The organism is Sphingomonas sp. BK069 (assembly GCF_014193405.1).
Classification (GTDB): domain Bacteria; phylum Pseudomonadota; class Alphaproteobacteria; order Sphingomonadales; family Sphingomonadaceae; genus Sphingomonas.
The window spans coordinates 936,362-962,937 of the sequence record NZ_JACHZH010000001.1 but is presented as its reverse complement, the minus strand read 5'-3'; the positions used below and the strand labels follow the sequence as shown (position 1 = coordinate 962,937).

Genomic DNA, 26,576 nt, shown 5'->3' with positions numbered 1-26,576 from the left:
TCTGCCCACCGTCATCCCCGGCCCTGAGCCGGTATCCACGTCGCCGCATGTAAAGGAGGTTGGCGTGTTCGGCGGCCTGGATCCCCGGCCAGGCCCGAATGACGGGACGGCGCGATGACGGATCGTTGACGAGAGCGGGCGCCGGCGTCGGCGTGCTGCCCTTCTCTCACCGGCGCTCGCCACGTGACCTCTGGTCAACCTACCCTATCGCTCGGTCTGGCCGAACAGCACGCGCCGCTGCTCCTCGCTCATCTCCGCCGGCTGCGCCTGCACCCGCGCGCCCTGCTCATAGGCGCGCACCACCGCAGGGCGCGCTTTGATCCGCGCGTGCCATGCCGCGATATTGGGGAAGTCGTTGATGTTCTGCTGCTGCGGCTCGGGCAGGATCCAAGGGAAGCAGGCCATGTCGGCGACGCTGTACTCGCCGCCGGCGACATAGTCGCGCCCTTCCAGCCGCCGCTCGAGCACGCCGTACAGCCGCTCGGTCTCCTTGAGATAGCGTTCGATCGCATAGGGTACGCGCTCGGGCGCGTAGCGGGTGAAATGGTGGTTCTGCCCCAGCATCGGGCCGAGCCCGCCGACCTGCCACATCAGCCACTCGAGCACCTCGACATGCGCGCGCGGCGTCACCCCGCCGAACTGCCCGGTCTTGTGCGCGAGATAGAGCAGGATCGCGCCGCTCTCGAACACGCTGACCGGCGCGCCGCCGTCGGTCGGCGCATGGTCGACGATCGCGGGCATGCGGTTGTTGGGCGAAATCGCCAGGAACTCGGGGCGGAACTGCTCGCCCTTGCCGATATTGACCGGGTGGACGGTGTAGTCGACCCCGGCCTCCTCCAGGAAGATCGTGATCTTGTGGCCGTTCGGCGTGGGCCAGTAATGCAGGTCGATCATCGCGCGTCTCCGTCGTGTGCGCGAAGGGTGGGGACGCCGAGCGCCACGATCAATGCCGCCGCGCCGATCAGCGTGCCCGCCACGACGAAGGCGAGCCCGTCGAAACCGCGTCGCGCACCCCAGGCGAGGCTCTGCGTCGCGATCAGCGGCCCGATCACCGCGGCGACCGAGTTCATGCTGCCGAGCCCGCCCTGCAGCGCGCCCTGCCGCGTCGCATCGACCAGCCGGCTGAGCAGGCCGTTCAGCGCCGGCCACGCCAGCGCTCCCAGCGCGCCGACCAGGAAGAAGGCGTAGACCTGCCAGCCCTGCGTCACGAACGCATAGGCGAGCAGGGTCGCCGCGCCGGCCATCAGCCCGATTAGCGCGGCGCGGCGCTCGCCCAGCCGCGCCACCGCGCGACGCGTGAGGATGAGCTGGACCAGCAGCTGGAGGAAGCCGACCCAGGCGAGGCTCCAGCCGATCGCGGCGGGGCTCCAGCCGAAGCGCAGCGTCGCCCAGAAGCTCCACACCGCCGGGTAGACGATACCGCCGAGCTGCCACAGGAACCAGGCGACCAGCAGCGGCGCGGCGTTGCCCGCGGCGAACAGCGGGCGGAAGGCGCCGATCACGTGCGCGTCGCGCAGGCGGAACGGCCGGCGCCGCTCGCGCCCCAGCGTCTCGGGCAGGAAGAGCAGCATCGCCACCGCGTTGAGCGCGGCCAGCGCGGCGGCCAGCGCGAACGGCGCGCGCGGTCCCCAATGCGCCACCAGCCCGCCGAGCGCGGGGCCGACGATGAAGCCGAGCCCGAACGCGGCACCGAGCAGGCCATAGCCCGCGGCGCGCTGCTCGGGCGGGGTCACGTCCGCGATCACTGCGCCGGCGGGTCCGTAGCTCGCCCCCGCCGCGCCGGCGATGACCCGGCCGAGAAAAAGCCAGGCGAGCGAGGGCGCCCCGGCCATCAGCGCATAGTCGAGCGAGAAGGCGATCATCGCCGCCACCAGCACCGGCCGCCGGCCGTAGCGGTCACCGAGGTTGCCGAGGATCGGCCCGGCGACGAACTGCGCCAGCGCGAAGGCGGCGAGCATCCACCCGCCGATCAGTGTGGCGTGCGCCAGGTCGGTGTGGCCGAGCGAGACGATTAGCCCGGGCAGCACGGGCATGACGATGCCGAAGCCGATCACGTCGACCGTGACGGCAGCGAGGACGATCGGCACGGCGCGATGCGGAAGGCGGGGCATGAGGGTATCATAGCGCGGCGTACGCGCGCTGTCGGCCCGGCCAACAAGCTGATCCATGTGAGAAGAATATGGCGCGAACCGGTACCAAGGCTTGCCCTGTGCGCCCGTCGCGGTAATGAGATGTAAATAAGGGTTGCTGGGGGGCGCCGGTGGGGGATCAGGAGAGCGTCGCGGTCGCGTATCACCGCCCGAGCGACGCCTTGACGCATCATGTCACGGGCTATCACCGCTTCGCCGCGCCGATGGTGCCGGGGCACGTCTTCCACGATGCTTTCTTTCCCAGCGTCGCGACGATCCGGGTGACGCTGTCGGGCAGCCCGCCATGGGCGCTGCGAATCGGCAGCCGCACCTATGATCCAATGCCGACGGTCGCGCTGACCGGGCCGACTAGCTATGCGGGCTATGTCACCAGCTCGGGCGGCACGCTGGTCGGCGCCGGCCTGCTACCTTTTGGCTGGGCACAGATGTTCGGCGGCGACGTGTCGCGGCTGTCGAACCGGGTCGTGCCGCTCGACGAGCTCGATCCCGGCGCCGAGATGTTGCGCGCCGCGCTCGAGTCGGGCGAGCCGTTCCAGCAGGTATTCGACAGCTGGCTCGAGGCGCGGTTGCAGCGCCGCCCGCCGGCCGACCCACGGATCGACCGTCTGTGCACGATGCTGCGCGATCCCGCGACGACGCGGATCGAGGCGGTGGCCGACGCGCTCGACATGACGCCGCGCGCGCTCGCCGCGCTGACCCGCTTCAACTTCGGCTTCACTCCCAAACTGCTGCTGCGCCGCACGCGCTTCCTGCGCGCGCTGAGCCTGGTGCTGACCCAACCCGACGCCGCGCCGATGGCGCTGGAGGACGCGGGCTATTGGGACCGCTCGCATTTTCTGCGCGACAGCCACCTGTTCCTGGGCTGCTCGGTGCGCGAGTTCTCGCGCCGGCGCGGCCCGCATAACCAGCTCGCCATCCGCGCGCGGACGGAGGCGTTGGGCGAACCGGTGTAGCGGGGCGGGGCGTGGAGTGCCCCACCCTCAAGGCCTTCCCATCCCGTTTTCCCGTTCGCGCTGAGGAGGCCCTGAGCTTGTCGAAGTGCCGTCTCGAAGCATATGGCTCGACGCGTGCGAACGCGCTTCGAGACGAGGCTTCGACAAGCTCAGCCTCTCCTCAGCCCGAGCGGTTCGAATACCGGCATCAGATCCGTAAGGAGTCGCCTCACTCCCCCAGCAGACGATCGTCGAACATGCCGAACAGCAAGGTCGAGGCGTAGAGCCCCACGGCGTGCTCCTGCGCCATGGTCGAGGCCCATTTCCGCATGTCGAAGGCGGCGTTGAGCAGCGCCATCAGCGCCTGGCTCGCGATCAAGCTGTCGACCGCGCGGATTGCCCCTTCGGCGGCACCGTCCATCAGCGTGCCGGCGAAGCGACGCGCGATCCGGGTGGAGCGGTCGACCATCTGCTGGCGCTCGCCCGGCGGCAGACCGCTCAGCGCGGTGGTGCGCAGCAGCGAGCCGCTGTCGGAGAACTGCACCCCCACCAGCGTCGCCACCGCGTCGCACAGCCGCTGCCAGTGCGTGCCGCCGCGCGCGTCGGCGCTGCGCTGCGCCGCCGCGATCGTGTCGAAGCTGCGACGGTAGCAGGCCGCGACCAGATCGTCCTTGGCGTCGAGATGGTGGTAGAAGCTGCCCTTGGTCACGTTGAGCTCGGAGGCGATCCGCTGCACCGAGGCGCCGCGATAACCCAGCTCGTTGATCAGCCGCGTCGCCGCCAGCAGGAAGGCGTCGCGCCCCGGCATCCCATCGTCCTGCTCGAGCGCCAGCGGGCGCGGCGCCCAGCGCGCGTCCGCGCCGGCCAAGCCATGGCGGAACAGGTCCATCAGCCGCTCGGCAGCGCGCGGGTATTGATCGGCGTCGTAGCGCGGCAGCCACGCCGGCAGCCAGAACATATTCTCCAGCAGCACGTGCGCGCGCGCGCCGGCGAGGTCGACCGCGCCGCGGGCGCGCTGCTCGCCCCACAGCGCGCGGGTGCGGCGGAACACCTCGCGCCAGCGCGCCATCAGCCGGGCACGCACCGGCTCGTCCATCGCACGCAAGTCGGACAGCACCGCGAAGGCGCGTTCCTCGCCGCGCTCGATCCGGGCGAGCCGCGCGAGGTTCAGCGTGACCAGCCGTTCGACCCGCTCGGGCGGCGTCGGCTCGGCCGCGGCTGCGTCGAGCATCGCCAGCAGATAGTCGAGCGTGTGCTCGAACGCGGCGGCGGCGAGGTCTTCCTTGCGCTTGAAATAATACGTGACGCTGGTGGTGTTGAGCCCGACGCGGCGCGCCACGTCGGCGAAGGTCATGCCCTTGGCGCTCTGTTCGTTGATCGCGTCCGCCGCGGCGGCCAGGATCGCCTCGCGCTTCTCGCGGAAGCGCCGCGTGGCGGTGGCGTCGTCGGTCCTCAGATCCCCCATGACGCGATGGGTAGCACGTCGCTTTCGAAGATACAGTCCCTTTTCCATCGACATGCATCGAAGCTGGTGGCACCACGAAGCGTGCTTTACCGAATACGCGGTATGGCCTAAGCCCGGTCGCGACCAACGAGGAGAGGGTGGCGATGGACTTCACGCTGAGCGAGCGCGAGACCTATTTCCGCGACCGTGTCCGCGCCTTCATCGCGCGCCATATCGCACCGCGCGACCACGAGTATGAGCAGCAGCTGGCGAGTGGCGAGCGCTGGAAGGTCATCCCCGTGATCGAGGAGGTCAAGCGCGCGGCGCGCGCCGAGGGGCTGTGGAACTTCTTCATGCCGCCCCACTCGGGGCAGCAGCACGTCGACGACACCTTCGCGTTCGCGGGCACCCAGCTGACCAACCTCGAATATGCGCTGTGCGCCGAGGACATGGGGCGGATCGGCTGGGCCAGCGAATGTTTCAACTGCTCCGCGCCCGACACCGGCAACATGGAGGTGCTTCACCGCTACGGCACGCGCGCACAGAAGGAGGCGTGGCTGCGCCCGCTGATGGAGGGCGAGATCCGCTCGGTCTTCCTGATGACCGAGCCCGCGGTCGCCTCCTCCGACGCAACCAACATCGAGACGCGGATCGAGCGCGACGGCGATCACTACGTCATCAACGGGCGCAAATGGTGGTCCTCGGGCGTGGGCGACCCGCGCTGCACGATCGGCATCCTGATGGGCAAGACCAGCTTCGAGGGCTCGCGCCACCAGCAGCAGAGCCAGGTGCTGGTGCCGCTCGACACGCCGGGCGTGAAGGTCGAGCGGCTTCTCTCGGTCTACGGCTATGACCATGCGCCGCACGGGCACGGCGAGGTGAGCTTCACCGACGTGCGTGTGCCGGTGGAGAATGTGTTGCTGGGCGAGGGGCGCGGTTTCGAGATTGCACAAGGGCGGCTCGGGCCGGGGCGGATCCACCATTGCATGCGCACGATCGGCGTCGCCGAGGTGGCGATCGAGAAGATGGCGCGGCGGCTGCTCGCCCGCGTCGCCTTCGGCAAGCGCATCGCCGATCACAGCGTGTGGGAGCAGCGGATCGCGCGCGCGCGGATCGACATCGAGATGACCCGGCTGCTCTGCCTCAAGGCCGCGGACATGATGGACAAGGCAGGGAACAAGGCGGCGCAGCAGGAGATCGCGATGATCAAGGTGCAGGCGCCGACGATGGCGCTGCAGATCCTCGACGACGCGATCCAGGCGTTCGGCGGCGCTGGCGTGGCGGAGGACGCCGGGCTGGCGCACGCCTGGGCCTCGGTGCGGACGCTGCGCTTCGCCGATGGGCCAGACGAGGTGCACTGCCGCGCGATCGCACGGCACGAGTTCGGGAAGTACGGTGAGGTCGGCGGCCGCGGCGCGCCGTCGAGCGGCGACGTGGGGGTGACCCGGTGAGGAGAGTGGGCGCGCTCTCTCGCCGTCTGTTCCGGCGTCATCCTGAGCTCGTTTCAGGATCCACCGTCGCGCGAGAGCCGCAGCGTCTGAGTGACTCGCACCGTGGTGTTCGCGCGGGATCGTTTCGCCCGCACGCGATCTTTGCTCGCCGGAGGCGAGCCAAAGCGCGAACACGTAACGAGCTCGAGATGACGCTGAAAGAGTCGGGAGGTGCTGCTTCGCTCTCGCTCGTTCGTGCTGAGGAGAGGCTGAGCTTGCCGAAGCCTCGTCTCGAAGCGCGGCCGCGAGCGTCCGGCCGGTGCTTCGAGACGGCGCTTCGACTTCGCTCAGCGCCTCCTCAGCACGAACGGTCGGCATCCCCGCGGCACGTCTCTCGATGAAAGCCGCCGTCCTCACCGCACCGCGCGCGCCGCTCACGATCGCCGAGGTCACCGTCAGCAACCCGCTCGCGCACGAGGTGCTGATTCGCACCGCCGCGGTCGGCGTGTGCCGCTCCGACCTGCATTTCGTCGACGGTCTCTACCCGCACGCGCTCCCCGCCATCCCCGGCCATGAGGCGGCGGGCGTGGTCGAGGCGGTCGGCAGCGAGGTGCGCACCGTGAGGCCCGGCGACCATGTCGTCACCTGCCTCTCCGCTTTCTGCGGCCATTGCGAATTCTGCCTGAGCGGGCGGATGTCGCTATGCGTCAGCGGCGAGACACGACGGCCTCGTGGCGCCGAGCCGCGGCTGCGCCTCGCCGGCGGCGGCGCGGTGGCGCAGATGCTTAACCTCTCGGCTTACGCCGAGCAGATGCTGGTGCACGAACATGCCTGCGTCGCGATCGACCGCGACATGCCGCTCGACCGCGCCGCGCTGATCGGCTGCGCGGTGACGACCGGCGCCGGCGCGGTGTTCAACACCGCCGACGTCGCGCCGGGCGAGACGGTGTGCGTGGTCGGCTGCGGCGGGATCGGGCTCGCCGCGGTCAACGCCGCGCGGATCGCGGGGGCGGGGCGGATCGTCGCGCTCGACCCCATACCCGAGAAGCGCGCCATCGCCGAGCGGCTCGGCGCGACCGACACGTTCGACAGCGCCGCCGAGGGGGTCGCCGCGGCGGTGATCGAGGCGACCCGCGGCGGCGTCCACCACGCGATCGAGGCGGTCGGCCGGCCGCAGTCGGCCGCGACCGCGGTGGCGGTGCTGCGGCGCGGCGGCACCGCGACGATCCTCGGCATGTTGCCGCCGGCCGAGTCGGTCGGCCTGTCCGCGATCGACCTGCTCTCGGGCAAGAGATTGCAGGGCGGGCTGATGGGCTCCAATCGTTTCCCGATCGACGTGCCACGGCTGGTCGACTTCTACCAGCGCGGGCTGCTCGACCTCGACACGTTGATCGCCGAGCGGCTGCCGCTCGAACGGATCAATCACGCCTTCGACGCGCTGCGCCGCGGCGACTCGACGCGCAGCGTGATCGTCTTCGCATGAGCGACGACCCCTCGCTCCAACGCGACCTCGCCGAGCGCGACCGGCTCGACACCGCGCGGCTGGGCGCGTGGCTGGCGCAGCATGTGCCCGGCTTCGCCGGCCCGCTCGACTATGCCAAGTTCGCGGGCGGCCAGTCGAACCCGACCTATCGGCTGGACACGCCTGCGCGGCGCTATGTGCTGCGGCGCAAGCCGATGGGGGAGCTGCTTCCCTCGGCGCATCAGGTCGAACGCGAGTATCGCGTCATCGCCGCGCTCCACCCCACCGGCTTCCCGGTGCCACGGCCTTATGCCTTGTGCGAGGACGCGGCCGTGATCGGCTCGGCCTTCTACGTCATGGAGATGGTGGAGGGGCGGACGATCTGGGACGGCACCATGCCCGAGCTCACCCCCCCGGCGCGCCGGGCACATTATCACGCGATGATCGACACGCTGGCCGATCTCCACAACCTCGATCCGGGCGCGATCGGGCTCGCGGACTATGGCCGCCCGGGCAACTACTTCGAACGCCAGGTCGCGCGCTGGACCAAGCAGTATCGCGGCGCCGAGACCGAGACCTTGCCCGAGATGGAGCGGCTGATCGAGTGGCTGCCGCGCACCGTGCCGTCGCAGACCCGCACCGCGATCGTCCACGGCGACTATCGCGTCGACAACATGCGCTTCGCGCCGGGCGAGGCGCCGCGCGTTGCCGCGGTGCTCGACTGGGAGCTGTCGACGCTGGGAGACCCGGTCGCCGACCTGACCTACTACCTGATGAGCTGGGTCACCGAGCCCGAGGGCCGCTCCGGCGTCATGGGGCTGACCGGCGACGCCACGGGCATCCCGCCGCTGGACGAGATGCTGGCGCGCTATGCGGCGCGGACCGGTCGCGACGAGCCGGTCGCGACCGACTGGTACTTCGCCTTCAACCTGTTCCGGCTCGCCAGCATCGTCCAAGGCATCCGCAAGCGCGTGCTGGTCGGCACCGCCGCCAACGCGCGCGCGCAGGAGACTGCGGCGCGGCTGCCGATGCTGGTGAGCGCGGCCTGGCACTTCGCCGGGCGCGCCGGGGCATGAGCTTGGAGGGAGAGCGAATGCGGTTCGCGGGCAAGTCGGTCGTCGTCACCGGCGCGGGCTCGGGCATCGGCCGCGCCGCCGCGCTGCTGTTCGCGCGCGAGGGCGGCCGCGTCGTCGCCGCCGACCTCAGCGAGGGCGCCGAGGCGACCGCCGCCGCGATCGCCGACGCGGGCGGCACTGCGCTGGCGTTCCGCGGCGACGCGGGCGACGAGGGCGACGTCGCGCGACTGGTCGCGCTGGCGGCGGAGCGGCACGGCGGGCTCGACGTGATGTTCGCCAACGCCGGGATCTCGGGCGGGCTCGCCAACCTGTTCGACACCGATGTCGCGCTGATCACCGAGGTGCTGCGCGTCAACCTGATCGGCCCGTTCCTCGCGATCCAGCACGCCGCGCCGCTGATCGCCGCGCGCGGGGGCGGCGCGATCGTGCTCACCGCCAGCGTCGCCGGGCTGCGCTCGGGCGCGGGATCGCCGGCCTATTCGGCCAGCAAGGCGGGGGTGATCAACCTCGCGCAGGTGGCGGCGCAGCAGCTCAGCGGCAGCAACGTGCGGGTCAACGCGATCTGCCCCGGGCTGACCGAGACGGGGATGACGCGGCCGACCTTCGATTACGCGCGCGAGGCGGGCAAACTCGACCGGCTCGGCCGGCTCAACCCGCTGCGGCGCGGCGGGCAGGCCGAGGAACTGGCGCGCGTCGCGCTGTTCCTCGCCAGCGAGGACGCCAGCTACGTCAACGGCCAGGCGATCGTCGTGGACGGCGGACTGTCGTCGAGCCATCCGGTGACCCGGCAGGATTATGGCAAGACCGCGGTGTGAGGCGCCCGGCGAGCGCCGGGCGTGACGCGCGCCACACCGCCGGTACGCCACGACACGCGGGCCAGCGCCGCGCGCACCTCCGCCGCGCCGTCGCTGCGGAGATGGCGCGTCAGCCGCTCCCATGCCGCATAGGCCTAATCCCGAGGCGCTCGCGCAGCGGGTGGGTGGTGATCCCCTGGGTGAGATAAGCGAAGAGGCTGCTCCGCGCGGGATAGCCCAACACCGCCGCGACCTCGCGCCGCACCAGCACCCTCGGCGCGAGCAGCAGCCCGGCGACGACCCCGTCCGCGATCAGCGCGTGCGAGTCGCGCGTCCCGGTCGAGCGCGGTCACCAGCGTGGTGACGAGGATCACGGTGCAGCGCTGCGCCATCGCTCCCCGCGGGCGCTATGTAGCGGGACGGGGGCGACGAACGGCGCGCCACACGGACTTCTTTGCTCGAGCGATCGTCCGGCCAGCGCGGGCGACGGGCTGTCCTACGCCGGCGCGATCTGTCAGGCGAGGTGCTCCCCGTTGGGAGCATTGTGCGAGCCTCTTCCGTCATACCGGACTTGGTCCGGGATCCACCTTGCCGCACAATCCTAAGTCGTTGCGTTTGAGGGGGAGTGGATCCCGGACCAATGCCGGGATGACGGAAGGGTGAGGAGCGTTGCCAGATTGTCACGAGCGCTCCGGGAGAGAAGGAGAACGATCTTGTTGAACCATGTCATGGTCGGGTCGAACGACCTCGCGCGGTCGGCGCGCTTCTACGACGCGGTGCTCGGCGTGCTGGGCGCTCCGCCGGCGCGCAGCGACACCGCGCCAAGCGGACACGAGCGCCTGTTCTATCGTCACAACGGCACGATGTTCGGGGTGAGCGAGCCGATCGACGGCGCGGCGGCGAGCGTCGGCAACGGCAGCACGGTCGCCTTCCGCTGCGACTCGGCCGAGCAGGTGCAGCGCTTCCACGACGTCGCGGTGGCGAACGGCGGCACCTCGATCGAGGACGCGCCCGGCCCGCGTGAGACCAGCCTCGGCCGCGCGGTGCTGGCCTATGTTCGCGATCCCGACGGCAACAAGCTGTGCGCGGTGAGCCGCGGGTGACGGCCTATGTGGCGCTGCTCCGCGCGGTCAACGTCGGCGGCACGGGCGCGCTGGCGATGGCCGAGTTGCGACGGTTGTGCGAGGCGGCGGGGTTCGCGGCGGTGCGCACCTATATCGCGAGCGGCAACGTGGTCTTCACGAGCCCGCTCGACGCGGCGGCAGTGAGACGGCGCCTTGAGGAAGCCTTGCAGGTGTCGACCGGGCGGCAGGTGCGCGTCGCGGTGCGCACCGCGACCGAGCTGGCCACGGCGCTCGCTGCGAATCCCTTCGCCGACGCGGCGCCGTCTACCACCGTGATCATCTTCCTCGACACGCCGCCCGAGACCGACACGCTCGAGCGCGCGGTGGCGCCGGGAGGGGAGCAGCTGGCCCTCGGCGCGCGCGAGATCTATGTCGCGTACGGCGCGGGCATGGGGCGGTCGCGGCTCAAGCTGCCGGGTGCGGCAGAGGGGACCGCGCGCAACGTCAACACCGTGGCGAAGCTGGTCGCGATCGCGGCGGAGGTCGCCGCGGCGTGACTCGAGACGGTCGGGCCGCGGCGCGGGTTGCGCGCTGCCACGACTCAACATTCGCCGACGCGCACGCCGCCCGGACTCAACATTCGCAACATTCGCGCCCCTTCCAAGCCCGGGGCACAGCCGCTACAGGCCCGCCATGGAGCATCCCGACAGCATCCTCATCGTCGATTTCGGCAGCCAGGTGACCCAGTTGATCGCGCGCCGCGTGCGCGAGGCGGGAGTCTATAGCGAGATCGCGCCCTTCCAGTCCGCCGCCGACGCCTTCGAACGGATGCGCCCGAAAGGCGTGATCCTCTCCGGCGGCCCTGCCTCGGTCGTGGACGAGGGCAGCCCGCGCGCGCCCCAGGCGGTGTTCGACTCGGGCGTGCCGGTGCTCGGCATCTGCTACGGCCAGCAGGTGATGAACGAGCAGCTCGGCGGCAAGGTCGAGAAGGGCAATGCCGGCGAGTTCGGCGAGGCCTATGTCGAGGTCGACGCCGCCTGCGGGCTGTTCGACGGGCTGTGGCAGTCGGGCGAGCGCCACCAGGTGTGGATGAGCCACGGCGACCATGTCGCCGCGCTCGCGCCCGGGTTCGCCCCGGTCGCCTCGTCCAAGGGAGCGCCCTTCGCGCTCACCGCCGACGAGTCACGCCGCTATTACGGCATGCAGTTCCATCCCGAGGTGGTCCACACGCCGGACGGGGGCAAGCTGATCGCCAATTTCGCGCGCCACGTCTGCGGGCTAGCGGGCGACTGGACGATGGCCGAGTTCCGCGCCACCAAGATCGCCGAGATCCGCGAACAGGTCGGTGATGGCCGCGTGATCTGCGGCCTGTCGGGCGGGGTCGACTCCGCCGTGGCGGCGGTGCTGATCCACGAGGCGATCGGCGACCAGCTCACCTGCGTCTTCGTCGATCACGGGCTGCTTCGCGCGGGCGAGGCCGACCAGGTCGTCGGCCTGTTCCGCAACCATTACAACATCCCGCTGGTGCACGTGAACGCCGAGACGCTGTTCCTCGGCGGCCTGGCCGGGGTCACCGACCCCGAGGCCAAGCGCAAGTTCATCGGCAAGACCTTCATCGACGTGTTCGAGGACGAGGCGCGCAAGATCGGCGGCGCCGAGTTCCTCGCGCAGGGCACGCTCTACCCCGACGTGATCGAGAGCGTGAGCTTCACCGGCGGCCCCTCGGTGACGATCAAGAGCCACCACAATGTCGGCGGCCTGCCCGAGCGCATGAACATGAAGCTGGTCGAGCCGCTGCGCGAGCTGTTCAAGGACGAGGTGCGTGAACTCGGCCGCGAGCTGGGGCTGCCCGTCGCCTTCGTCGGCCGCCACCCGTTCCCCGGGCCGGGGCTCGCGATCCGCATCCCGGGCGAGGTCAGCAAGGAGCGCTGCGACATCCTCCGCAAGGCCGACGCGATCTACCTCGAGGAGATTCGCGCAGCGGGGCTGTACGACACGATCTGGCAGGCGTTCGCGGTGCTGCTGCCGGTGCGCTCGGTCGGCGTGATGGGCGACGGGCGGACGTATGATTCGGTGCTGGCGCTGCGCGCGGTGACCTCGACCGACGGGATGACGGCGCAGGCGTTCCAGTTCCCGGGCGATTTCCTGCCGCGGGTCGCGACGCGGATCATCAACGAGGTGAAGGGCATCAACCGGGTGACCTACGATTACACCTCCAAGCCGCCGGGCACGATCGAGTGGGAATGACGCGGGAAGAGCGAGCAGCCGGGGGCTGCTCGCCCGCGTCATTCGGCGGCGCGAGCCGCCGCGGCGCGCGGGAAGAGCGAGCATCCGGGGGCTGCTCGCCCGCGTCATTCGGCGGCGCGAGCCGTGGCGGCGCGCGGGAAGAGCGAGCAGCCGGGGGCTGCTCGCCCGCGTCATTCAGCGGCGCGCGCCGCCGGGCGCGGCGTGACACTGCGATCCAGAGCGCGTTACCGGCGCGGGCTTGCTCGAGCGCTCGCCGCCTTCTCGGTGTCTTGCTGCCCATCGCAACCGCGCTCGCGCTCCCCGCTGCGCCTGCCACGGCGGCGAGCGGTGACCCGCCCGAGTGGACACAGCCGCGCCCGCCGCTGCACCTGCTCGGCCCGATCACCTATGTCGGCACGCGCGGGCTCGGCGCCTATCTGATCCGCACCAGCGCCGGCGCGATCCTGGTGGACGCGACGATGGCCGAGAATGTCCCCGCGATCGAGCGCAACATCCGCTCGCTCGGGCTGAAGCTCAGCGACGTCAAGCTCATCCTCGTCAGCCACGCGCATTTCGACCATGTCGGTGGGCTCGAGCGCATGCGGCGCGACACCGGCGCGCGCGTGCTCGCCGGCAGCGGCGACGTCGCCGCGCTGCGGAGCGGGACGCCGCCGGGTGAGACCAGCTACGGCGTCCACCGCTTTCCCGCGGTGTCGCGCGTGTCGCCGGTGGCGGACGGCGAGCGAGTCAGGCTCGGCGAGGTCACGCTGCGCGCCGTGGCGACCGCGGGACACACGCCCGGCTGTACCAGTTGGGTCATGCGCGTGGACGATCACGGTCGTCCGCGCGAGGTGCTGTTCGCGGGTAGCATGACGGTCGCGGGAAATCGCCTGATCGGCAATCGCCGCTACCCCGAGATCGTGCGTGACTATCGGGCCACCTTCGACCGGATCGAGCGGCTGCGCGCCGACGTGGTGTTGCCGATGCACCCCGAGGCGGCCGACGTGTTCTCCCGCGAGCGTACGGGCACGCTCGTCGCGCCGCGATTGCTCGGCGACATGGCGCGTGCGGCACGAGCCGATTTCGAGCGCACGCTGCGCGAGGAGAAACGCTGAGCGGCGTTGCGCGGGACGGGCGCATGCGCTTGAGTGCTCATGGATTGCATCGGCGTCGCCCGACGATGGGATGACGCCGACGAGAAGGAGAGACATGATGCGAAATCTGACCAAGGCGGGCCTGGCCGCGCTCGCCCTGGCGCTGTCGTCGGCACCGAGCGTGGCGCAGCGCGGTGCGTCGGCGCCCAACACGCTCAGCGCCCGGGAACGCGCCGCGGGCTGGACCCTGCTGTTCAACGGCCGCGATCTCACCGGCTGGCGCTCGTTCGAGGGCGGTGCGCCGACACCGTCCTGGGTGGTGCGCGACGGCGCGCTCGAGCTCACCGCCTCGGGCGGTCACATGAGCGGCGCCGATCTCGCGACCGCCGAGAGCTACGGCCCGTTCGAGCTCACGCTCGACTGGAAGGTGGAGACGGGCGGCAACAGCGGCGTGATCTATCTCGCGCGCAACGTGCCGGAGACGACGCAGAGCTATGAGACCGGGCTCGAGATGCAGGTGCTCGACGATCAGGGTCATCCCGACGGCAAGATCCCGTCGCATCGCGCCGGCTCGCTCTACGACATCACCGTGCCGCCCGCGGGCGTGTCGCGCCCGGCGGGCAGCTGGAACCACGCGCGGCTGCTGGTCGAGCCCGGTCGCATCCGCCAGTGGCTCAACGGCGTGCCGACCGCGGACGTCTCCTACGGCGACGCGGCGTGGAAGGCGCGCGTGGCCAAGTCCAAGTTCGCCAAGATGCCGCTGTACGGCACCTTCACCAGCGGCGTGATCGCGCTGCAGGACCATGGCGAGCCGGTCGCGTTCCGCAACATCAAGCTGCGGAAGATCGGCGCGACGCGGTGATTCGGTCCAGGGCAGCGGCCGCCGAGCCGCTGCCCTGGATCAGTCTTTGGAACGATCGACCTTCTCCGCGTTTCTGAGAACGATGCCTCTGTTTTACTTTCAATTTGCCGGTCGCGAACGGGACGTGATCGGGGTCAACTGCACTGACGTGGCGGAAGCGCGTAACGAGGGGGTGAGGCAGCTGGGCAGCTATCTTTCCGACCATCCCGGTTATGCCGAGGAGGGCCATTGGCGCGTGACGGTGGAAGACTCGAGCCGTCGCCCGCTGCTCAACGTGATCGTCGCCACCGTCAACGTCCGCGGCGCTCCCGACGAGTGACACGTTGTGCGTCGTATACCGCGGCGCGAACTAATCTTTAAGTACGAATGACATAGAGGAAGGCGACGAGGTCGTAGACCCGCGTCGCTCTCGGCTCCGCGCAACGGGGAGGGCGGCTGTTTTCCCTCGCTCGACGCGTGCGCCGGTGACGCGTCGGGCCCCGATGCGGTCGCATGCGCATGATGAGCTTCTCCTGGTTGACCCGCCTGGCCCGCGATCGCGGCGCGAATGTCGCGGCGATGATGGCGGTGGCGATGATCCCGCTCGCCGCGCTCGCCGGCTCGGCGCTCGACGTGTCGCGCATGTACGTGGTCAAGTCGCGGCTTCAGCAGGCGTGCGACGCGGGCGTGCTGGCAGGCCGGCGCTTCATGGCGACCGACGGCGGCACGACGCTCGACGCCACCGCCACCGCGCAGGCCAAAACCTTCTTCACCAATAATTTCGGCGCGGGCTATTTCGGCGCCGCCAATGCCCGCTTCACCCCGAGCAAGACCAGCGACCAGCAGGTGGCGGGCACCGCGACGGTGCAGGTGCCGATGACGGTGATGAAGATGTTCTCCATGGCCACCGCCGATCTGACGGTGACGTGCAAGGCGCGCTTCGACATCGCCGACACCGACATCGTGTTCGTGCTCGACACCACGGGCTCGATGGCGTGCCGTCCGGAAGATACCGACACGCAGTGCAACAATTACGTCAGTGCCAACTCGGCGCGCGCCTACACGCGCCCGGGTAGCGACCCTGATGCGATGCCGGGCTACCTCAACTCGACCGGCTATGCCGTTCCCGAGACCACCGCTGGCAACGGCTCGCGCATCAAGGCGCTGCGCCAGGCGGTGAAGGACTTCGCCGCGGTGATCGCCTCCTCGGTCGATAGCAGCACGCGCGTCCGCTACGGCTTCGTCACCTACACGTCGACGATCAACGCGGGCAAGGCGATCTACCAGGTGGCGCCGAGCTACCTGGTCGGCGGCGCGGCCAACGACAAATGGGATTATCAGACACGCTGGATCACCGACGAATATGTCGCCAGCTGGAGCGGCACGGCCAATGGCAAGAGCTCTGCCAACTGCGGCACCGTCATGGGCAATCGCGCGCCGCTCACCGCGCCGGCTTTCGCCAGCGACGGTACCGCGAGCTACACGGGCGGGCAGCTGTGGAACTCCAAGGACAACACCTGCTACGGCAACGTCACGCGCAACATGGGGCCGGTCTATACCTACGGGCAGCGCAAGCTTGATGTCACCGGTTTCGTGGCGGGCAAGACTGTCGGCGATCCGACCAAGGTGGCCGCGACGAACACGGCATGGGACGGTTGCATCGAGGAGCGCGCCACGCAATCCGGCACGACCAACTTCACGTCCGCTTCGTACGACCTCGATCCGGAACTGATCCCGAGCAACGGCACCGACACGCGCTGGCGGCCGATGTGGGCCGACGTCGAGTATAATCGTCTGCTGACGGGCGTCAGCCCCGATACCACCAACGGGGACGACAACAACAAGCACCAGAATTTTGGCGGTGTGGATCGGCGTCAGCTTGGCTATTACTCGTGCGGCAAGCCTGTTCACCGTCTCTCGGCGATGAGTAATGCTGATATTGCCGCCTACGTCGACGCGTCCGATTTCCGGCCGCTGGGCGGTACGTATCACGACACCGGCATGATCTGGGGGACGCGGCTGCTCAGCGGCAGCGGCATCTTCGCCGCGGACAACGCCGGACGCGCCGGCCAGCCCGTGCCGCGCAAGGTGATCGTCTTTCTCACGGACGGTGACATGTCGCCGAACGCGGCATTGTACGGCCTATATGGGGTGGAGAATTTCGATAAGCGCGTCAGCAACGGCGACACCGGCAACCTCACCAACTACCACAATGCGCGCTTTCTCTACGAGTGCGGCCGCGCGCGACAGCTCGGCATCGACGTGTGGACGGTGGCGATTGACACCAGCTCCAGCGACCAGCTGACGCAATGCGCGCGCAACAGCTCGCAGGCGCTGTACACCACCACCGGCAGCGGGCTGTCCGCGATCTTCCAGAAGATCGCCAAGCAGGTCGCCATGCTGCGGATCGACCAGTGAGCGCGCGCGCCGCGCTCGTCCGCGACCGCCGCGGCGTCAGCACGATCGAGTTCGCGCTGCTCGCACCGGTGCTGTTCCTCGTCGTGCTCGGGCTCTTCGATCTGATGTACGGCGTGTATGTCCGCTCGGTGCTGGAAGGCGCGGTAGTCAAGGCGGGACGCGACAGCGCGCTGGAGAACAACGCCGCCGACCAGGATGCGATCGACGGCAAGGTCCGCTCCATGCTCGCCTCGCTCGGCGGCGGGATGACGATCACCACGTCGCGCAAGAGCTACGCCAGCTTCTCGCTGGTCAAGCCCGAGTCCTTCGACGACCGGAACGGGAATGGCGTGCGCGACAGCGGCGAATGTTTCGACGACGTCAACGGCAACGGCGTGTGGGACGCCGACCCGGGAGTCGGCGGGCAGGGCGGCGCCAACGACGTTACCAATTATACCGTCACGGTGACCTACAACCGCATCTTCCCGATGGCGGCGCTGGCCGGCTGGCCCAGGGTGCAGTCGCTGTCCGCCAGCACGTTGCTCAAGAACCAGCCGTACAAGACGCAGACCAGCAACGTGGTGAAGTCGATATGCACCTGAGCCTCGCCCCGCTCGCCGCACGGCTGCGGCGTGACCGCTCAGGCGTGTCGATGATCGAGTTCGCGCTCACCTTGCCCGTGGTGCTGACGCTCGGCTGCTACGGCATCGAGACCAGCAACCTGGCGCTCACCTCGCTTCAGGTGAGCCAGCTCGCGCTCAACCTCGCCGACAATGCCTCGCGCGTCGGCAGCATGCAGAGCGACAACTCGACCCAGCTGCGCGAGGTGGACATCAACGACGTGCTCACCGCGGCGCGGCTGCAGGGCGGCAAGCTGGGGCTCACGACCAGAGGCCGCATCATCGTCTCCTCGCTCGAAGAGAGCGGCGGGAAGCAATATATCCACTGGCAGCGTTGCCTCGGCACGCAGAGCGGCGCCGACTATGACTCGCATTATGGCACGACGCCGGTCACGGCCGGCACGCAGACCGGCAGCGGCTACGCCGGGACGGTGGTGACCGGCATGGGCAAGCCCGGCGCGCAGGTTACCGCGCCGCCGGGCACCGGAGTGATGTTCGTCGAGGTCAACTACCTCTACAACCCGATTATCAGCAGCCGCTGGCTGAGCGCGGGCGTGCAGCAGATGCGCTACACCGCGTCGTTCATCGTGCGCGACCGGCGCACCTTCGATATGGTCTACAATCCCGCGCCGACTGCGCAGCGCTACACCTGCGACCGCTACACCGCGTCCTGAGCGGCGGTGACGGCGTAGCGCAGATGGAGTGCGCCGTGAGCGAGCGGGTCGACGCCGATCAGCTGAAGCCGGATCTTGCCCTTCAACCCCGTTTCCCCGGCCTCGACGATCGCGCGGCTGTCCCCGCCGTCCAGCGCGGGCGCGAGCACGAGGTCGAACTGCTCGACCAGCCCGGCGGCGAGGAAGCTGCCGTTCGTCCCGCCGCCGCCCTCGAGCAGCAGATGGCGCGCACCGAACCGCTCGCCCAGTATGTCGAGCGCGGCGGCGAGGTCGAGCCCGCCGCCGCGCCCCTCACAGACGATGTAGGAGACGCCAACGCCGACCAGCTCGGCGAGATGCGAGTCGGTGATGTCCGGCCCGAGCAGCACGACGACATGGTCGCCGTGAATGTCCGCCGCGGTGAAGTGAAGTCGGCCTGCGCGGTCGAGCGCGATCGCATAGGGGCCGTGGTCGCGCGCGACGTGGAACGGGCGGGGCGGCGCCCCGCTGGGGGAAGGCGGATGCGGTTCGCCTTTGGCCATCTCCGCCATCGTGACGCGGCCGACGATCCAGCCATCCGCGGCATAGCGGTCGTGGATCGCCTCATAGGCGCCAGTCCAGTCCGCCGCAGAGCCGTCGGGGCTCTCGGTCCAGCGGCTCGGGTGCAGTCGACCGTCGAGCGAACCCGCCATCAGGCAAGTCAGACGCGGCCGGGTCATGCCGTACCCTCACCGCTATACTCTTCGTCACTGACCGGCGCGAGCCAGGTGACCGCGCTGCCATCCTTCTTCTCGGCGATGGCGATGTGCGTCAAAGCGGTATCGGGTGCGGCGCCGTGCCAGTGGCGCTCATCGGGCGCGAAATAGACGATGTCGCCCGGCGCGATCTCCTCGATCGCGCCGCCCTCGCGCTGCACCCGCCCGCGTCCGAAGGTGACGAGCAGTGTCTGGCCGAGCGGGTGCGTGTGCCAGTTGGTGCGCGCGCCCGGCTCGAAGGTGACGGTGGCGCCGGCGAGCGCGCCGCTGCCAGCGAAAGGCATGTCGAGCCGCACGGTACCGGTGAAATAATCCGCCGGGCCGCGCGAGGACGCGATGGCGCCGCTGCGCGTGATCTTCATGGGTACGTCTCCGCGAGGATGATGCCCGCTCAACGCGGCGGGCGTACACCGTCTCCATCGTGGACGATGAGCAAGTCGCGACGCCGCGATGAACCGCCTTCGTCAGCGTGCCACGCCGGCGTCCGCCGCGGCGTTCACCCAAGCCGTGGCAAGGTAACGCGGCGCCACCCGCGCCCGCGCGCGCTGTTCATAGGCATAGCCTGCGCCGAGCACCGCCTGATCGCCGCCGCGCGTGGCGATGAAGGAGAGGCCGACCGGCAGGCCGTCGGCCAGCCCCATCGGTACGGTGAGATGCGGGTAGCCCGCGATCGCGGGCAGCTGCGACGCCGAGGGGCCGCCATATTGGTCGCCATAGACGCGGTCGCTGAGCCAGGCGGCGTCGTAGCTCGGCTCGACCAGCAGCGTCGCGCGCGCCTGGCGCAGCATCGCGTCGATCCCCTGCGCGCCGGCGAGCCGCAGCGAGGTCGCGCGCGCGGCGCGATAGGCCGGGTCATCGAGCCCCTTGGTCTCCTCCGCGGCCTCGAACAGCTCCTGGCCGAAATAGGGCATCTCGGCCGCGGCATGGGCGCGATCGAAGGCGATCACGTCGGCGAGCGTGCGCGTCGTGACACTCGCCGGCGTCGTGGCCAGATAGGCGTTGAGATCGGCCTTGAGCTCGGTCTTGAGCACCAGCAGCTCGGCCTCGCCGAGCCCCTCCAGTTTGGGCGGGGTGACCTCGACCAGCTCGGCGCCGGCGGCGCGCAGCACCGCCAGTGCGGCGTCGTAGCGCGCGGCGAGTGCGGGGCGCAGCTCGGGTGGGCGAATCACCGCCACGCGCGCGCCGCTCAGCGCGCTGGTGGACAGCGCGGCGGCATAGTCGGTCGTGCCGCCGGCCATGGCGCCGAGCAGCAGCGCAGCGTCGCGCACGCTGCGCGCCATCGGACCGGGCGTGTCCTGGCTGTGGCTGATCGGCACGACGCGATCGGCGCTGACCAGCCCCAGCGTCGGCTTGAGCCCGACGAGCCCGTTGATCGAGGAGGGGCAGGTGACCGAGCCGTCCGTCTCGGTGCCCACCGCCGCGGCGGCGAGGCTGGCGGCGACCGCGGCGCCCGAGCCCGCGGAGGAGCCGCAGGCGGTGCGATCGAGCGCATAGGGGTTGCGCACCAGCCCGCCGACGGCGCTCCAGCCGCTCATCGAGCGCGTCGATCGAATGTTGGCCCATTCAGACAGGTTGGTCTTGCCGAGGATCACCGCGCCCGCCGCGCGCAATCGCGCCACCAGCGGCGCGTCGCGGTGCGTGATGTTGCCGGCGAGCGCGAGGCTGCCGGCGGTGGTGGCGATCGGGTCGGCGGTCTCGATATTGTCCTTGAGCAGGATCGGCACGCCGTGGAGTGGTCCGCGGACGCGGCCAGCGGCGCGCTCGGCGTCGAGCGCGCGCGCCTGAGCGAGCGCGTCCGGGTTGAGCGCGATGACGCTGCGCAGCGTCGGGCCGCTGCGATCAACCTTGGCGATGCGCGCGAGATAGGCGCGGGTGAGCGCCGCGCTGCTGGTTTTCCCGGCGGCGAGCTGCGCGCTTAGCTGTTCGAGCGATACTTCCTCCACCTGCGGCGCGGCGGCCGCGGGCAGCGCCAGCAGACTCCCGGTGAGAACCACTGCCGTTATCGTCGCGCGCATCGATCGCTCCTCATCATTCGCGCCTATCCTCGCGCGTTCGCAGGCGCTTGGGCAAGCGCGCGGCGCGCCGGCGATGGACTTCCGGCCCGCACCGGCTAGGAACCCGCGACGATCGCGCCTCGGCGCCTTCTTCTCCCGCCGCCGCGGAGCCGCGCATGAACGACGATCTTCGAGCCCTGATCCGGACCATTCCCGACTTCCCCAAACCCGGCATCCAGTTCCGCGATATTACCACCCTATTGCTCGATCCTGCCGGCGTGGCCGCCTGTGTCGAGCGGATGGTGGCGGCGACTGAAGGCCCAGTCGATCTGGTGGCAGGGATCGAGGCGCGCGGTTTCCTCTTCGCCGCGGCGCTGGCGGTGCCGCTCCGCGCCGGCGTGCTGCTGATCCGCAAGGACGGCAAGCTGCCCGGGGCGACCATCGCCGAGGATTATGCGCTCGAGTACGGCAGCGACCGGATCGCGATCCACGCCGACGCCTGCGCGCCGGGCGCGCGCGTGCTGCTCGTCGACGACCTCATCGCCACCGGCGGCACGGCGCGCGCCGCGGTGCGGCTACTGCGCAAGGCCGGTGCCGAGGTGCGCCAGGCGCAGTTCGTCGTCGACCTGCCCGACCTGGGCGGCGCCGAGCGACTGCGCGACGAGGACATCGCGGTCAGCGCGCTGGTGGCCTTCGAGGGTCACTGAGCGTCGCCGGAACCGCCACCGGCCCAGCGCCGTTGGCTCCATACTGGCGGCGCGTACCAGCCGCTTCCTCCGTGGTATGGAGAGTTCCGATGAGATGGACCCACATCGTCGCCGCTGGCCTGCTCGGCGGGCTGGCGCTCATGACCTCTGCCTGCTCGACCGGCTATGGCTATAGCGGGGTCGGCCTCGGCGTCGGCAGCGGCGGCTATTACGACGACCCGTACGGCGGGTACGGCTACGGCGGCTATGGCTATGCGCCGAGCTACTACGGCTGGAACGACGGCTTCTACTACCCGGGCACCGGCGTCTACGTCTACGATCGCTATCGTCGTCCCTATCGCTGGAACGACAACCAGCAGCGCTACTGGCAGCAGCGCCGCGGCAGCTATGCCGGCCGCGACGTGCGCGACAATTGGCGCGACTTTCGCCGCGATGTCGGGCGCGAGCGGCGCGACTATCGCGGTGACCTTCGCGCCAATCGCGACGCCTATCGCAGCGGCACGATCACGCGCGACCAGTTCCGTCAGGGGCGGCGCGACGCGCGCCAGGAATATCGCGGGGACGTGCGGCGCGACTACCGCGAGCTGCGCCGGGAGAACCGCGCGGAAGGCTATCGCACGCCCCGCCTTGATCGCGGGCCGAACCGTGGAAGCGGGGATCGCGGGCCGGCGCCGCGGCGCGGGGAGCGCCCGCGCTGACGGCTCAGCCGTGCTTCTTCAGGCCGCGCACCCGGTGCCAGACGTAGAAGGCGATCGCCGCGACCAGCACCACGCCGATCGCCGCGTCGGCGCGGTGGAAGAAGGCTTTGAGCCGCGGGTCACTGTTCCACTTGTCGCCCAGCGTCATGCCGATCCAGGCGAGCAGCAGGCAGAACGGCCAGGAGCCTACGAAGGTATAGACGTGGAACGGGATCAGCTTCATCCGCGCCACCCCGGCGGGGAAGGCGACGAAGGTGCGGATCACGGGCAGCATGCGCCCGATCAGGATCGCCCAGGCGCCCCAGCGGTTGAAGAAACGATCGGCGAGGTCGAGCTCGCCCGGGCCGATCAGCACGTAGCGGCCGAACTTTTCCGCCATCGGCCGCCCGCCGCGGCGCCCGATTTCATAGGCGATGACAGAGCCGATGTTGCAGCCGATCGCGCCCGCGGTCGCGGCGAGGAACAGGTTGAGCTCGCCGGTGGAGACGAGATAGCCCGCGAACGGCATGATGATCTCGGACGGCAGCGGGATGCACGCGCTCTCGATCGCCATCAGCAGCGCGATACCGAGATAGCCGCCGCGGGAGATCACGGCGATGGCGAAGCCGGCGAGCGCGGCAAGGATCTTCTCGACCATGATGCTGCGCTTGCGTCACGCGGATGCAGAATGGAAGCCGCAAAGTGGAACTGTGCCGTCCAGCAACGGTTCGACGCGGATGACCGATCTCACGCTCAACGACGGCCGCCCGATGCCCCAGCTCGGGCTCGGCACCTACCAGATCCCCGATTCGCAGGTGGCCGCGGTTGTCCGCGCCGGGCTCGACCTCGGCTTTCGCCTCGTCGATACCGCGGCGCTGTATCATAATGAGCGCGGCGTCGGCGAAGGGCTGGGCCACGACGAGGTATGGCTCACCACCAAATTGTGGCACGACCAGCACGGCGACGCTGAGGCGGCGCTCGACGCCAGCCTGGCGCTGCTCGGGCGCGACCACGTCGACCTGTACCTGATCCACTGGCCGCACCCCGCGGGAGAGCGCTATGTCCAGGCGTGGCAGACGCTGGTGCAGTTGCGCGACGCGGGGAAGGCACGCTCGATCGGCGTGTCCAACTTCCTGCCCGAGCATCTCGACGCGATCATCGACGCGACCGGCGTGGTGCCCGCGGTCAACCAGATCGAACTCCACCCGACTTTCCAGCAGCGCGAGGTGCAGGCCTACAACCGCGAGCGCGGGATCGTCACCCAGAGCTGGTCGCCGCTGGGGCAGGGTGAGACGCTGCGCGACGAGCGCGTGGTCGCAATCGCCGAGCGGCTCGATGCCACGCCGGCGCAGGTGCTGATCGCTTGGCACCTCGCCAAGGGGCTGGCGGTCATTCCCAAGGCGGGCAATCCCGAGCATCTCGCGAGCAACTGGCAGGCGACCGAGCTGCGTCTGAGCGAGGAGGACGTCGCCGCGATCGACGCGATGGACGATCCCGATGGCCGGATGGGACCCGATCCGCGCGAGCTGTAGGCGAAGGACACGCAGCGCTGGCGGTCGGAGACGAAAGTCTGCACGCGTCTAAACAAGTCTTATGTGAAGGAGCACGTGCTTGCCTGGCGTTCACACCCAGCTCGGGAACCACGTCCAGCGGTGGAACGCCGCGGCATGCGCCAGCGGGGCGGCGGTAAGCACCGGCAGGAAGTAGAGCGTCAGTGCGAACGCCAGCAGCAGGTACACCTCGTTCCACCACTCCAGTCGCGCGCGCCAATGGTCCAGCGCCACGGCCAGCGCGACACTCAGGAAGACGCTCGCCGGGTAGTAATAATAATAGAACCCAAGCGACTTGGGGATCACCGCGAAGATCCCGACCGCGAAGGTCCACAGCACCGCGGGCGCGAGCAGCCGTGCCGACCCGCGCTTCACCCAGCCCCAATAGCAGGCCGCCACCGCCGCCAGACCGCCCCACATTACCGCGGGGTTGCCGAGCAGGATGATGCCGCGCTGCGCGCCGTCGACGGGCTCGTACAAGTACCAGATCGGACGGATCAGCAGCGGCCAGGTCCACCAGTCCGACTGATAGGTATGGTGCGGCAGCTTCTGCGTCTGGCGCAGGTACATGTCCCACTGGAACGGCAGCAAACGCGCGACCGTCATCCGCTCATTGGCGTAGAAGAAGGCGGGGACGAAGGTGAGGAAATACACCGCCACCGACACGCCGCCCAGCAGCGCCAGCGCGCGCCTCGCGCCGAGCCCCGGCCAGCGCGCGGGCCGCTCGCGCTTCATCAGCACGAACGTCACCCCCGCCGCGGCCACGTACGGCGCCGCGACCCATTTGCACGCGGTGGCGAGCCCCAGCAGCGTCGCGCCGGCGGTCCAGCGCGCGACGCTGCCGTCGCGCATCGTGGCGGTGAGCAGCACGATCCCCCACAGCAGGAAGGCGAGCAGGAAGGTGTCCAGCATCGCAATCCGCGCTTGGACGTAGACGGTGAAGCTTAGCACCGCGAGCAGCGCGCCGGTCAGCGCGGCGCGGGTGCGCCCGGTCAGCAGCCAGGTCAGCGCGAACACCCCCGCGACCGTCGCGCTTCCCGCCACGGTCGACATCGCGCGCCAGCCCAGCGGCCCGTCGCCGAACAGCCGCAGCCCCAGCGCGATCAGTTCCTTGGCGAGCAGCGGGTGCTCCATGTTGGCGGGGCCGCTGAGATCGCGCAGCGCGCGCGCGGCGGGCAGATAATGAACCTCGTCGAACACTGGCTTGTCGGGAACGGTCACGCGGAACAGGAACAGCAGCTCGGCGGCGAGCGCGATCGCCATCCCGAGTAACCAGGGGCGGGGCGTGGTCACCGTCTCGTCGCGCGCGGCCATCAACTTCCCCATGCGTGCTCCCGCACACGCAGGAGCCCAGGGCCGCGAGCGTGGCGGGTCATAACCCCGGGGTTCCTGCCTGCGCAGGAACACTCCGCTTCCTTGCGTCAGCCTCGCTGCGGCGACAAGCCCGCCAGCGCCGCGCTGCCCCTTGTCTCCGCGCGCCGCCCGGGGCTAAGCGTGCCCGCATGAAGCGGCGTAGCGGACAGGACCGGTCGGTCACCCAGCATTGGCGCCCCGCCACCCTCGCGGTGCGCGGCGGCACCGCCCGATCCGAGTTCGGCGAGACCTCGGAGGCGATCTTCCTCACCTCGGGCTACAGCTATGACTGTGCCGAGGACGCCGCGGCGCGCTTCGCCGGCGAGCAGGAGGGGATGACCTATTCCCGCCTGCAGAACCCGACCGTCGAGATGCTGGAGCACCGCATCGCGCTGCTCGAGGGCGCCGAGGCGTGCCGCACCATGGCGACGGGCATGGCGGCGATGACCGCGGCGCTGCTATGCCAGCTGCAACAGGGCGACCATGTCGTCGCCGGGCGCGCCGCCTTCGGTTCGTGCCGCTGGCTGGTCGACACCCTGCTGCCGCGCTTCGGCATCCAGTCGACCACGGTCGACGCGCGCGACCCCGGCGCGTTCGAGGCGGCGGTGCGGCCCAACACCAAGGTCTTCTTCTTCGAGACCCCCGCCAATCCGACGATGGACGTGGTCGACCTCAAGGCGGTGTGCGGCATCGCGCGCGAACGCGGGATCGTCAGCGTGGTCGACAATGCCTTCGCCACGCCCGCGCTCCAGCGCCCGCTCGAGTTCGGCGCCGACGTGGTCGCCTATTCCGCCACCAAGATGATGGACGGGCAGGGCCGCGTGCTCGCCGGCGCGGTGTGCGGGAGCGAGGATTTCGTCACCAACACGTTGCTGCCCTTCACCCGCAACACCGGGCCGACGCTCAGCGCCTTCAACGCTTGGGTCGTGCTCAAGGGGCTGGAGACGCTCGACCTCCGCATCCGACGCCAGTCGGAGAACGCGGTCGCGGTAGGGCAATTTCTCGAGGGGCGGGTGCCGCGGATCCTGCATCCCGGCCTGGCCAGCCACCCGCAGCACGCGCTGGCGATGGCGCAGATGGTCGCGACGGGGCCGATCTTCGCCTTCGAGGTGGCCGATCGCGCGCAGGCGCACGCTCTCCTCAACGCGCTGCAACTCATCGACATCTCGAACAATATCGGTGATTCTCGCTCGCTGATGACGCATCCCGCCTCCACCACGCATTACGGCGTCAGCGCCGAGGCGCGCGCCGAGATGGGCGTGAGCGAGGGGCTGTTGCGGCTCAACGTCGGGCTCGAGGACCCGCAGGACCTGATCGACGATCTCGACCAGGCACTCCGGCAGGTCGGCTTATGACC

26 protein-coding genes are annotated in these 26,576 nt (G+C 70.0%); 18 read left to right on the top strand and 8 right to left on the bottom strand.

Going from position 1 to position 26,576, the window contains the following annotated elements; translation table 11 throughout:
* Nucleotides 1–204: 204 nt before the first annotated feature.
* On the bottom strand, nt 205–894 hold the full coding sequence (locus tag FHY02_RS04820; protein WP_183920726.1) for a glutathione binding-like protein: 690 nt from the start codon (nt 892–894) through the stop codon (nt 205–207).
* Nucleotides 891–2,111, bottom strand: a complete 1,221-nt coding sequence (locus FHY02_RS04815) for an MFS transporter (RefSeq protein WP_183920725.1) — start codon at nt 2,109–2,111, stop codon at nt 891–893. The genes FHY02_RS04820 and FHY02_RS04815 overlap by 4 nt, the downstream gene beginning before the upstream one ends.
* A gap of 200 nt (nt 2,112–2,311) precedes the next feature.
* Between FHY02_RS04815 and FHY02_RS04810 the strand changes: the two genes are divergently transcribed.
* Nucleotides 2,312–3,103: a helix-turn-helix domain-containing protein gene (locus FHY02_RS04810; protein WP_183920724.1), complete on the top strand. Its 792-nt coding sequence runs from the start codon at nt 2,312–2,314 to the stop codon at nt 3,101–3,103.
* Between the two features lie 208 nt (nt 3,104–3,311).
* On the opposite strand, the gene FHY02_RS04805 is transcribed toward FHY02_RS04810, so the two are convergent.
* On the bottom strand, nt 3,312–4,547 hold the full coding sequence (locus FHY02_RS04805) for a TetR/AcrR family transcriptional regulator (protein ID WP_183920723.1): 1,236 nt from the start codon (nt 4,545–4,547) through the stop codon (nt 3,312–3,314).
* A 143-nt stretch (nt 4,548–4,690) separates the two neighbouring features.
* Here FHY02_RS04805 and FHY02_RS04800 point away from each other — a divergent pair, with 143 nt between their 5' ends.
* The 13 genes from FHY02_RS04800 (at nt 4,691) to FHY02_RS04740 (ending at nt 18,204) form a co-directional block, all read left to right on the top strand.
* On the top strand, nt 4,691–5,977 hold the full coding sequence (locus FHY02_RS04800) for an acyl-CoA dehydrogenase family protein (protein ID WP_183920722.1): 1,287 nt from the start codon (nt 4,691–4,693) through the stop codon (nt 5,975–5,977).
* A 376-nt stretch (nt 5,978–6,353) separates the two neighbouring features.
* The gene (locus tag FHY02_RS04795; protein WP_183920721.1) at nt 6,354–7,439 is read left to right on the top strand and encodes a Zn-dependent alcohol dehydrogenase; all 1,086 of its coding nucleotides are present in this window, start codon (nt 6,354–6,356) and stop codon (nt 7,437–7,439) included.
* On the top strand, nt 7,436–8,494 hold the full coding sequence (locus FHY02_RS04790; protein ID WP_183920720.1) for a phosphotransferase family protein: 1,059 nt from the start codon (nt 7,436–7,438) through the stop codon (nt 8,492–8,494). The genes FHY02_RS04795 and FHY02_RS04790 overlap by 4 nt, the downstream gene beginning before the upstream one ends.
* A gap of 17 nt (nt 8,495–8,511) precedes the next feature.
* Nucleotides 8,512–9,309 (top strand): SDR family NAD(P)-dependent oxidoreductase, encoded by a 798-nt coding sequence (locus FHY02_RS04785; RefSeq protein WP_183920719.1) that lies wholly within the window; start codon nt 8,512–8,514, stop codon nt 9,307–9,309.
* A 692-nt stretch (nt 9,310–10,001) separates the two neighbouring features.
* Nucleotides 10,002–10,391, top strand: a complete 390-nt coding sequence (locus FHY02_RS04780; protein ID WP_183920718.1) for a VOC family protein — start codon at nt 10,002–10,004, stop codon at nt 10,389–10,391.
* Complete coding sequence (locus FHY02_RS04775) at nt 10,388–10,909, top strand: DUF1697 domain-containing protein (RefSeq protein WP_183920717.1); 522 nt, start codon at nt 10,388–10,390, stop codon at nt 10,907–10,909. Before FHY02_RS04780 ends, FHY02_RS04775 begins: the two co-directional genes overlap by 4 nt.
* A 136-nt stretch (nt 10,910–11,045) precedes the next feature.
* On the top strand, nt 11,046–12,599 hold the full coding sequence (guaA, locus tag FHY02_RS04770) for a glutamine-hydrolyzing GMP synthase (protein ID WP_183920716.1): 1,554 nt from the start codon (nt 11,046–11,048) through the stop codon (nt 12,597–12,599).
* 269 nt (nt 12,600–12,868) lie between these two features.
* Nucleotides 12,869–13,693: a subclass B3 metallo-beta-lactamase gene (bla, locus tag FHY02_RS04765; RefSeq protein ID WP_260158760.1), complete on the top strand. Its 825-nt coding sequence runs from the start codon at nt 12,869–12,871 to the stop codon at nt 13,691–13,693.
* 97 nt (nt 13,694–13,790) lie between these two features.
* Entirely contained in the window at nt 13,791–14,534 is a 744-nt protein-coding gene (locus FHY02_RS04760) for a DUF1080 domain-containing protein (RefSeq protein WP_183920714.1), read from the top strand.
* Nucleotides 14,476–14,853 carry a DUF6894 family protein gene (locus tag FHY02_RS23410; RefSeq protein ID WP_409322222.1) on the top strand — a complete coding sequence of 126 codons (378 nt, stop codon included), beginning with the start codon at nt 14,476–14,478 and terminating at the stop codon, nt 14,851–14,853. The genes FHY02_RS04760 and FHY02_RS23410 overlap by 59 nt, the downstream gene beginning before the upstream one ends.
* Before the next feature lie 197 nt (nt 14,854–15,050).
* The gene (locus FHY02_RS04750; protein ID WP_260158761.1) at nt 15,051–16,931 is read left to right on the top strand and encodes a TadE/TadG family type IV pilus assembly protein; all 1,881 of its coding nucleotides are present in this window, start codon (nt 15,051–15,053) and stop codon (nt 16,929–16,931) included.
* Entirely contained in the window at nt 16,928–17,512 is a 585-nt protein-coding gene (locus tag FHY02_RS04745) for a TadE/TadG family type IV pilus assembly protein (RefSeq protein ID WP_311731773.1), read from the top strand. The genes FHY02_RS04750 and FHY02_RS04745 overlap by 4 nt, the downstream gene beginning before the upstream one ends.
* Nucleotides 17,503–18,204: a TadE/TadG family type IV pilus assembly protein gene (locus tag FHY02_RS04740; RefSeq protein ID WP_183920710.1), complete on the top strand. Its 702-nt coding sequence runs from the start codon at nt 17,503–17,505 to the stop codon at nt 18,202–18,204. The genes FHY02_RS04745 and FHY02_RS04740 overlap by 10 nt, the downstream gene beginning before the upstream one ends.
* Here FHY02_RS04740 and FHY02_RS04735 read toward each other — a convergent pair.
* The 3 genes from FHY02_RS04735 to FHY02_RS04725 form a co-directional block, all read right to left on the bottom strand.
* On the bottom strand, nt 18,189–18,902 hold the full coding sequence (locus FHY02_RS04735) for a RibD family protein (protein WP_183920709.1): 714 nt from the start codon (nt 18,900–18,902) through the stop codon (nt 18,189–18,191). The genes FHY02_RS04740 and FHY02_RS04735 overlap by 16 nt on opposite strands.
* Nucleotides 18,899–19,300: a cupin domain-containing protein gene (locus tag FHY02_RS04730; RefSeq protein ID WP_183920708.1), complete on the bottom strand. Its 402-nt coding sequence runs from the start codon at nt 19,298–19,300 to the stop codon at nt 18,899–18,901. The genes FHY02_RS04735 and FHY02_RS04730 overlap by 4 nt, the downstream gene beginning before the upstream one ends.
* A 102-nt stretch (nt 19,301–19,402) precedes the next feature.
* Nucleotides 19,403–20,953, bottom strand: a complete 1,551-nt coding sequence (locus FHY02_RS04725) for an amidase (RefSeq protein WP_183920707.1) — start codon at nt 20,951–20,953, stop codon at nt 19,403–19,405.
* Between the two features lie 155 nt (nt 20,954–21,108).
* On the opposite strand from FHY02_RS04725, the gene FHY02_RS04720 reads away from it, so the two are divergent.
* Together FHY02_RS04720 and FHY02_RS04715 are read left to right on the top strand one after the other, a co-directional pair.
* Nucleotides 21,109–21,639, top strand: coding sequence for an adenine phosphoribosyltransferase (locus tag FHY02_RS04720; protein WP_183920706.1), 531 nt, complete (start codon nt 21,109–21,111; stop codon nt 21,637–21,639).
* Between the two features lie 89 nt (nt 21,640–21,728).
* Entirely contained in the window at nt 21,729–22,337 is a 609-nt protein-coding gene (locus tag FHY02_RS04715; RefSeq protein WP_183920705.1) for a hypothetical protein, read from the top strand.
* A gap of 4 nt (nt 22,338–22,341) precedes the next feature.
* Here the strand turns inward: FHY02_RS04715 and FHY02_RS04710 are convergent, their stop codons facing one another.
* A complete protein-coding gene (locus tag FHY02_RS04710; RefSeq protein WP_183920704.1) occupies nt 22,342–22,974 on the bottom strand; it encodes a DedA family protein in 633 nt (210 codons plus the stop codon).
* A gap of 79 nt (nt 22,975–23,053) precedes the next feature.
* Here FHY02_RS04710 and FHY02_RS04705 point away from each other — a divergent pair, with 79 nt between their 5' ends.
* Nucleotides 23,054–23,848, top strand: a complete 795-nt coding sequence (locus tag FHY02_RS04705) for an aldo/keto reductase (RefSeq protein WP_183920703.1) — start codon at nt 23,054–23,056, stop codon at nt 23,846–23,848.
* A gap of 90 nt (nt 23,849–23,938) precedes the next feature.
* Here the strand turns inward: FHY02_RS04705 and FHY02_RS04700 are convergent, their stop codons facing one another.
* Nucleotides 23,939–25,192, bottom strand: a complete 1,254-nt coding sequence (locus tag FHY02_RS04700; protein ID WP_260172609.1) for a glycosyltransferase family 39 protein — start codon at nt 25,190–25,192, stop codon at nt 23,939–23,941.
* Nucleotides 25,193–25,368: 176 nt separating this feature from the next.
* Between FHY02_RS04700 and FHY02_RS04695 the strand changes: the two genes are divergently transcribed.
* Entirely contained in the window at nt 25,369–26,574 is a 1,206-nt protein-coding gene (locus FHY02_RS04695; RefSeq protein ID WP_183920702.1) for a PLP-dependent aspartate aminotransferase family protein, read from the top strand.
* The last annotated feature ends 2 nt before the right edge of the window (nt 26,575–26,576 follow it).

What these genes read in the sequence shown, in the direction of transcription:
- FHY02_RS04790 (WP_183920720.1), top strand. Translation starts at nt 7,436, where the DNA reads ATGAGCGACGACCCCTCGCTCCAACGCGACCTCGCCGAGCGCGACCGG.
- FHY02_RS23410 (WP_409322222.1), top strand. Translation starts at nt 14,476, where the DNA reads ATGGCGAGCCGGTCGCGTTCCGCAACATCAAGCTGCGGAAGATCGGCG.
- FHY02_RS04785 (WP_183920719.1), top strand. Translation starts at nt 8,512, where the DNA reads ATGCGGTTCGCGGGCAAGTCGGTCGTCGTCACCGGCGCGGGCTCGGGC.
- guaA (WP_183920716.1), top strand. Translation starts at nt 11,046, where the DNA reads ATGGAGCATCCCGACAGCATCCTCATCGTCGATTTCGGCAGCCAGGTG.
- FHY02_RS04730 (WP_183920708.1), bottom strand. Translation starts at nt 19,300, where the DNA reads ATGAAGATCACGCGCAGCGGCGCCATCGCGTCCTCGCGCGGCCCGGCG.
- FHY02_RS04740 (WP_183920710.1), top strand. Translation starts at nt 17,503, where the DNA reads ATGCACCTGAGCCTCGCCCCGCTCGCCGCACGGCTGCGGCGTGACCGC.
- FHY02_RS04715 (WP_183920705.1), top strand. Translation starts at nt 21,729, where the DNA reads ATGAGATGGACCCACATCGTCGCCGCTGGCCTGCTCGGCGGGCTGGCG.
- FHY02_RS04800 (WP_183920722.1), top strand. Translation starts at nt 4,691, where the DNA reads ATGGACTTCACGCTGAGCGAGCGCGAGACCTATTTCCGCGACCGTGTC.
- FHY02_RS04695 (WP_183920702.1), top strand. Translation starts at nt 25,369, where the DNA reads ATGAAGCGGCGTAGCGGACAGGACCGGTCGGTCACCCAGCATTGGCGC.
- FHY02_RS04735 (WP_183920709.1), bottom strand. Translation starts at nt 18,902, where the DNA reads ATGACCCGGCCGCGTCTGACTTGCCTGATGGCGGGTTCGCTCGACGGT.
- FHY02_RS04795 (WP_183920721.1), top strand. Translation starts at nt 6,354, where the DNA reads ATGAAAGCCGCCGTCCTCACCGCACCGCGCGCGCCGCTCACGATCGCC.
- FHY02_RS04805 (WP_183920723.1), bottom strand. Translation starts at nt 4,547, where the DNA reads ATGGGGGATCTGAGGACCGACGACGCCACCGCCACGCGGCGCTTCCGC.
- FHY02_RS04815 (WP_183920725.1), bottom strand. Translation starts at nt 2,111, where the DNA reads ATGCCCCGCCTTCCGCATCGCGCCGTGCCGATCGTCCTCGCTGCCGTC.
- FHY02_RS04725 (WP_183920707.1), bottom strand. Translation starts at nt 20,953, where the DNA reads ATGCGCGCGACGATAACGGCAGTGGTTCTCACCGGGAGTCTGCTGGCG.
- FHY02_RS04760 (WP_183920714.1), top strand. Translation starts at nt 13,791, where the DNA reads ATGCGAAATCTGACCAAGGCGGGCCTGGCCGCGCTCGCCCTGGCGCTG.
- FHY02_RS04820 (WP_183920726.1), bottom strand. Translation starts at nt 894, where the DNA reads ATGATCGACCTGCATTACTGGCCCACGCCGAACGGCCACAAGATCACG.
- FHY02_RS04720 (WP_183920706.1), top strand. Translation starts at nt 21,109, where the DNA reads ATGAACGACGATCTTCGAGCCCTGATCCGGACCATTCCCGACTTCCCC.
- FHY02_RS04710 (WP_183920704.1), bottom strand. Translation starts at nt 22,974, where the DNA reads ATGGTCGAGAAGATCCTTGCCGCGCTCGCCGGCTTCGCCATCGCCGTG.
- FHY02_RS04700 (WP_260172609.1), bottom strand. Translation starts at nt 25,192, where the DNA reads ATGGGGAAGTTGATGGCCGCGCGCGACGAGACGGTGACCACGCCCCGC.
- FHY02_RS04705 (WP_183920703.1), top strand. Translation starts at nt 23,054, where the DNA reads ATGACCGATCTCACGCTCAACGACGGCCGCCCGATGCCCCAGCTCGGG.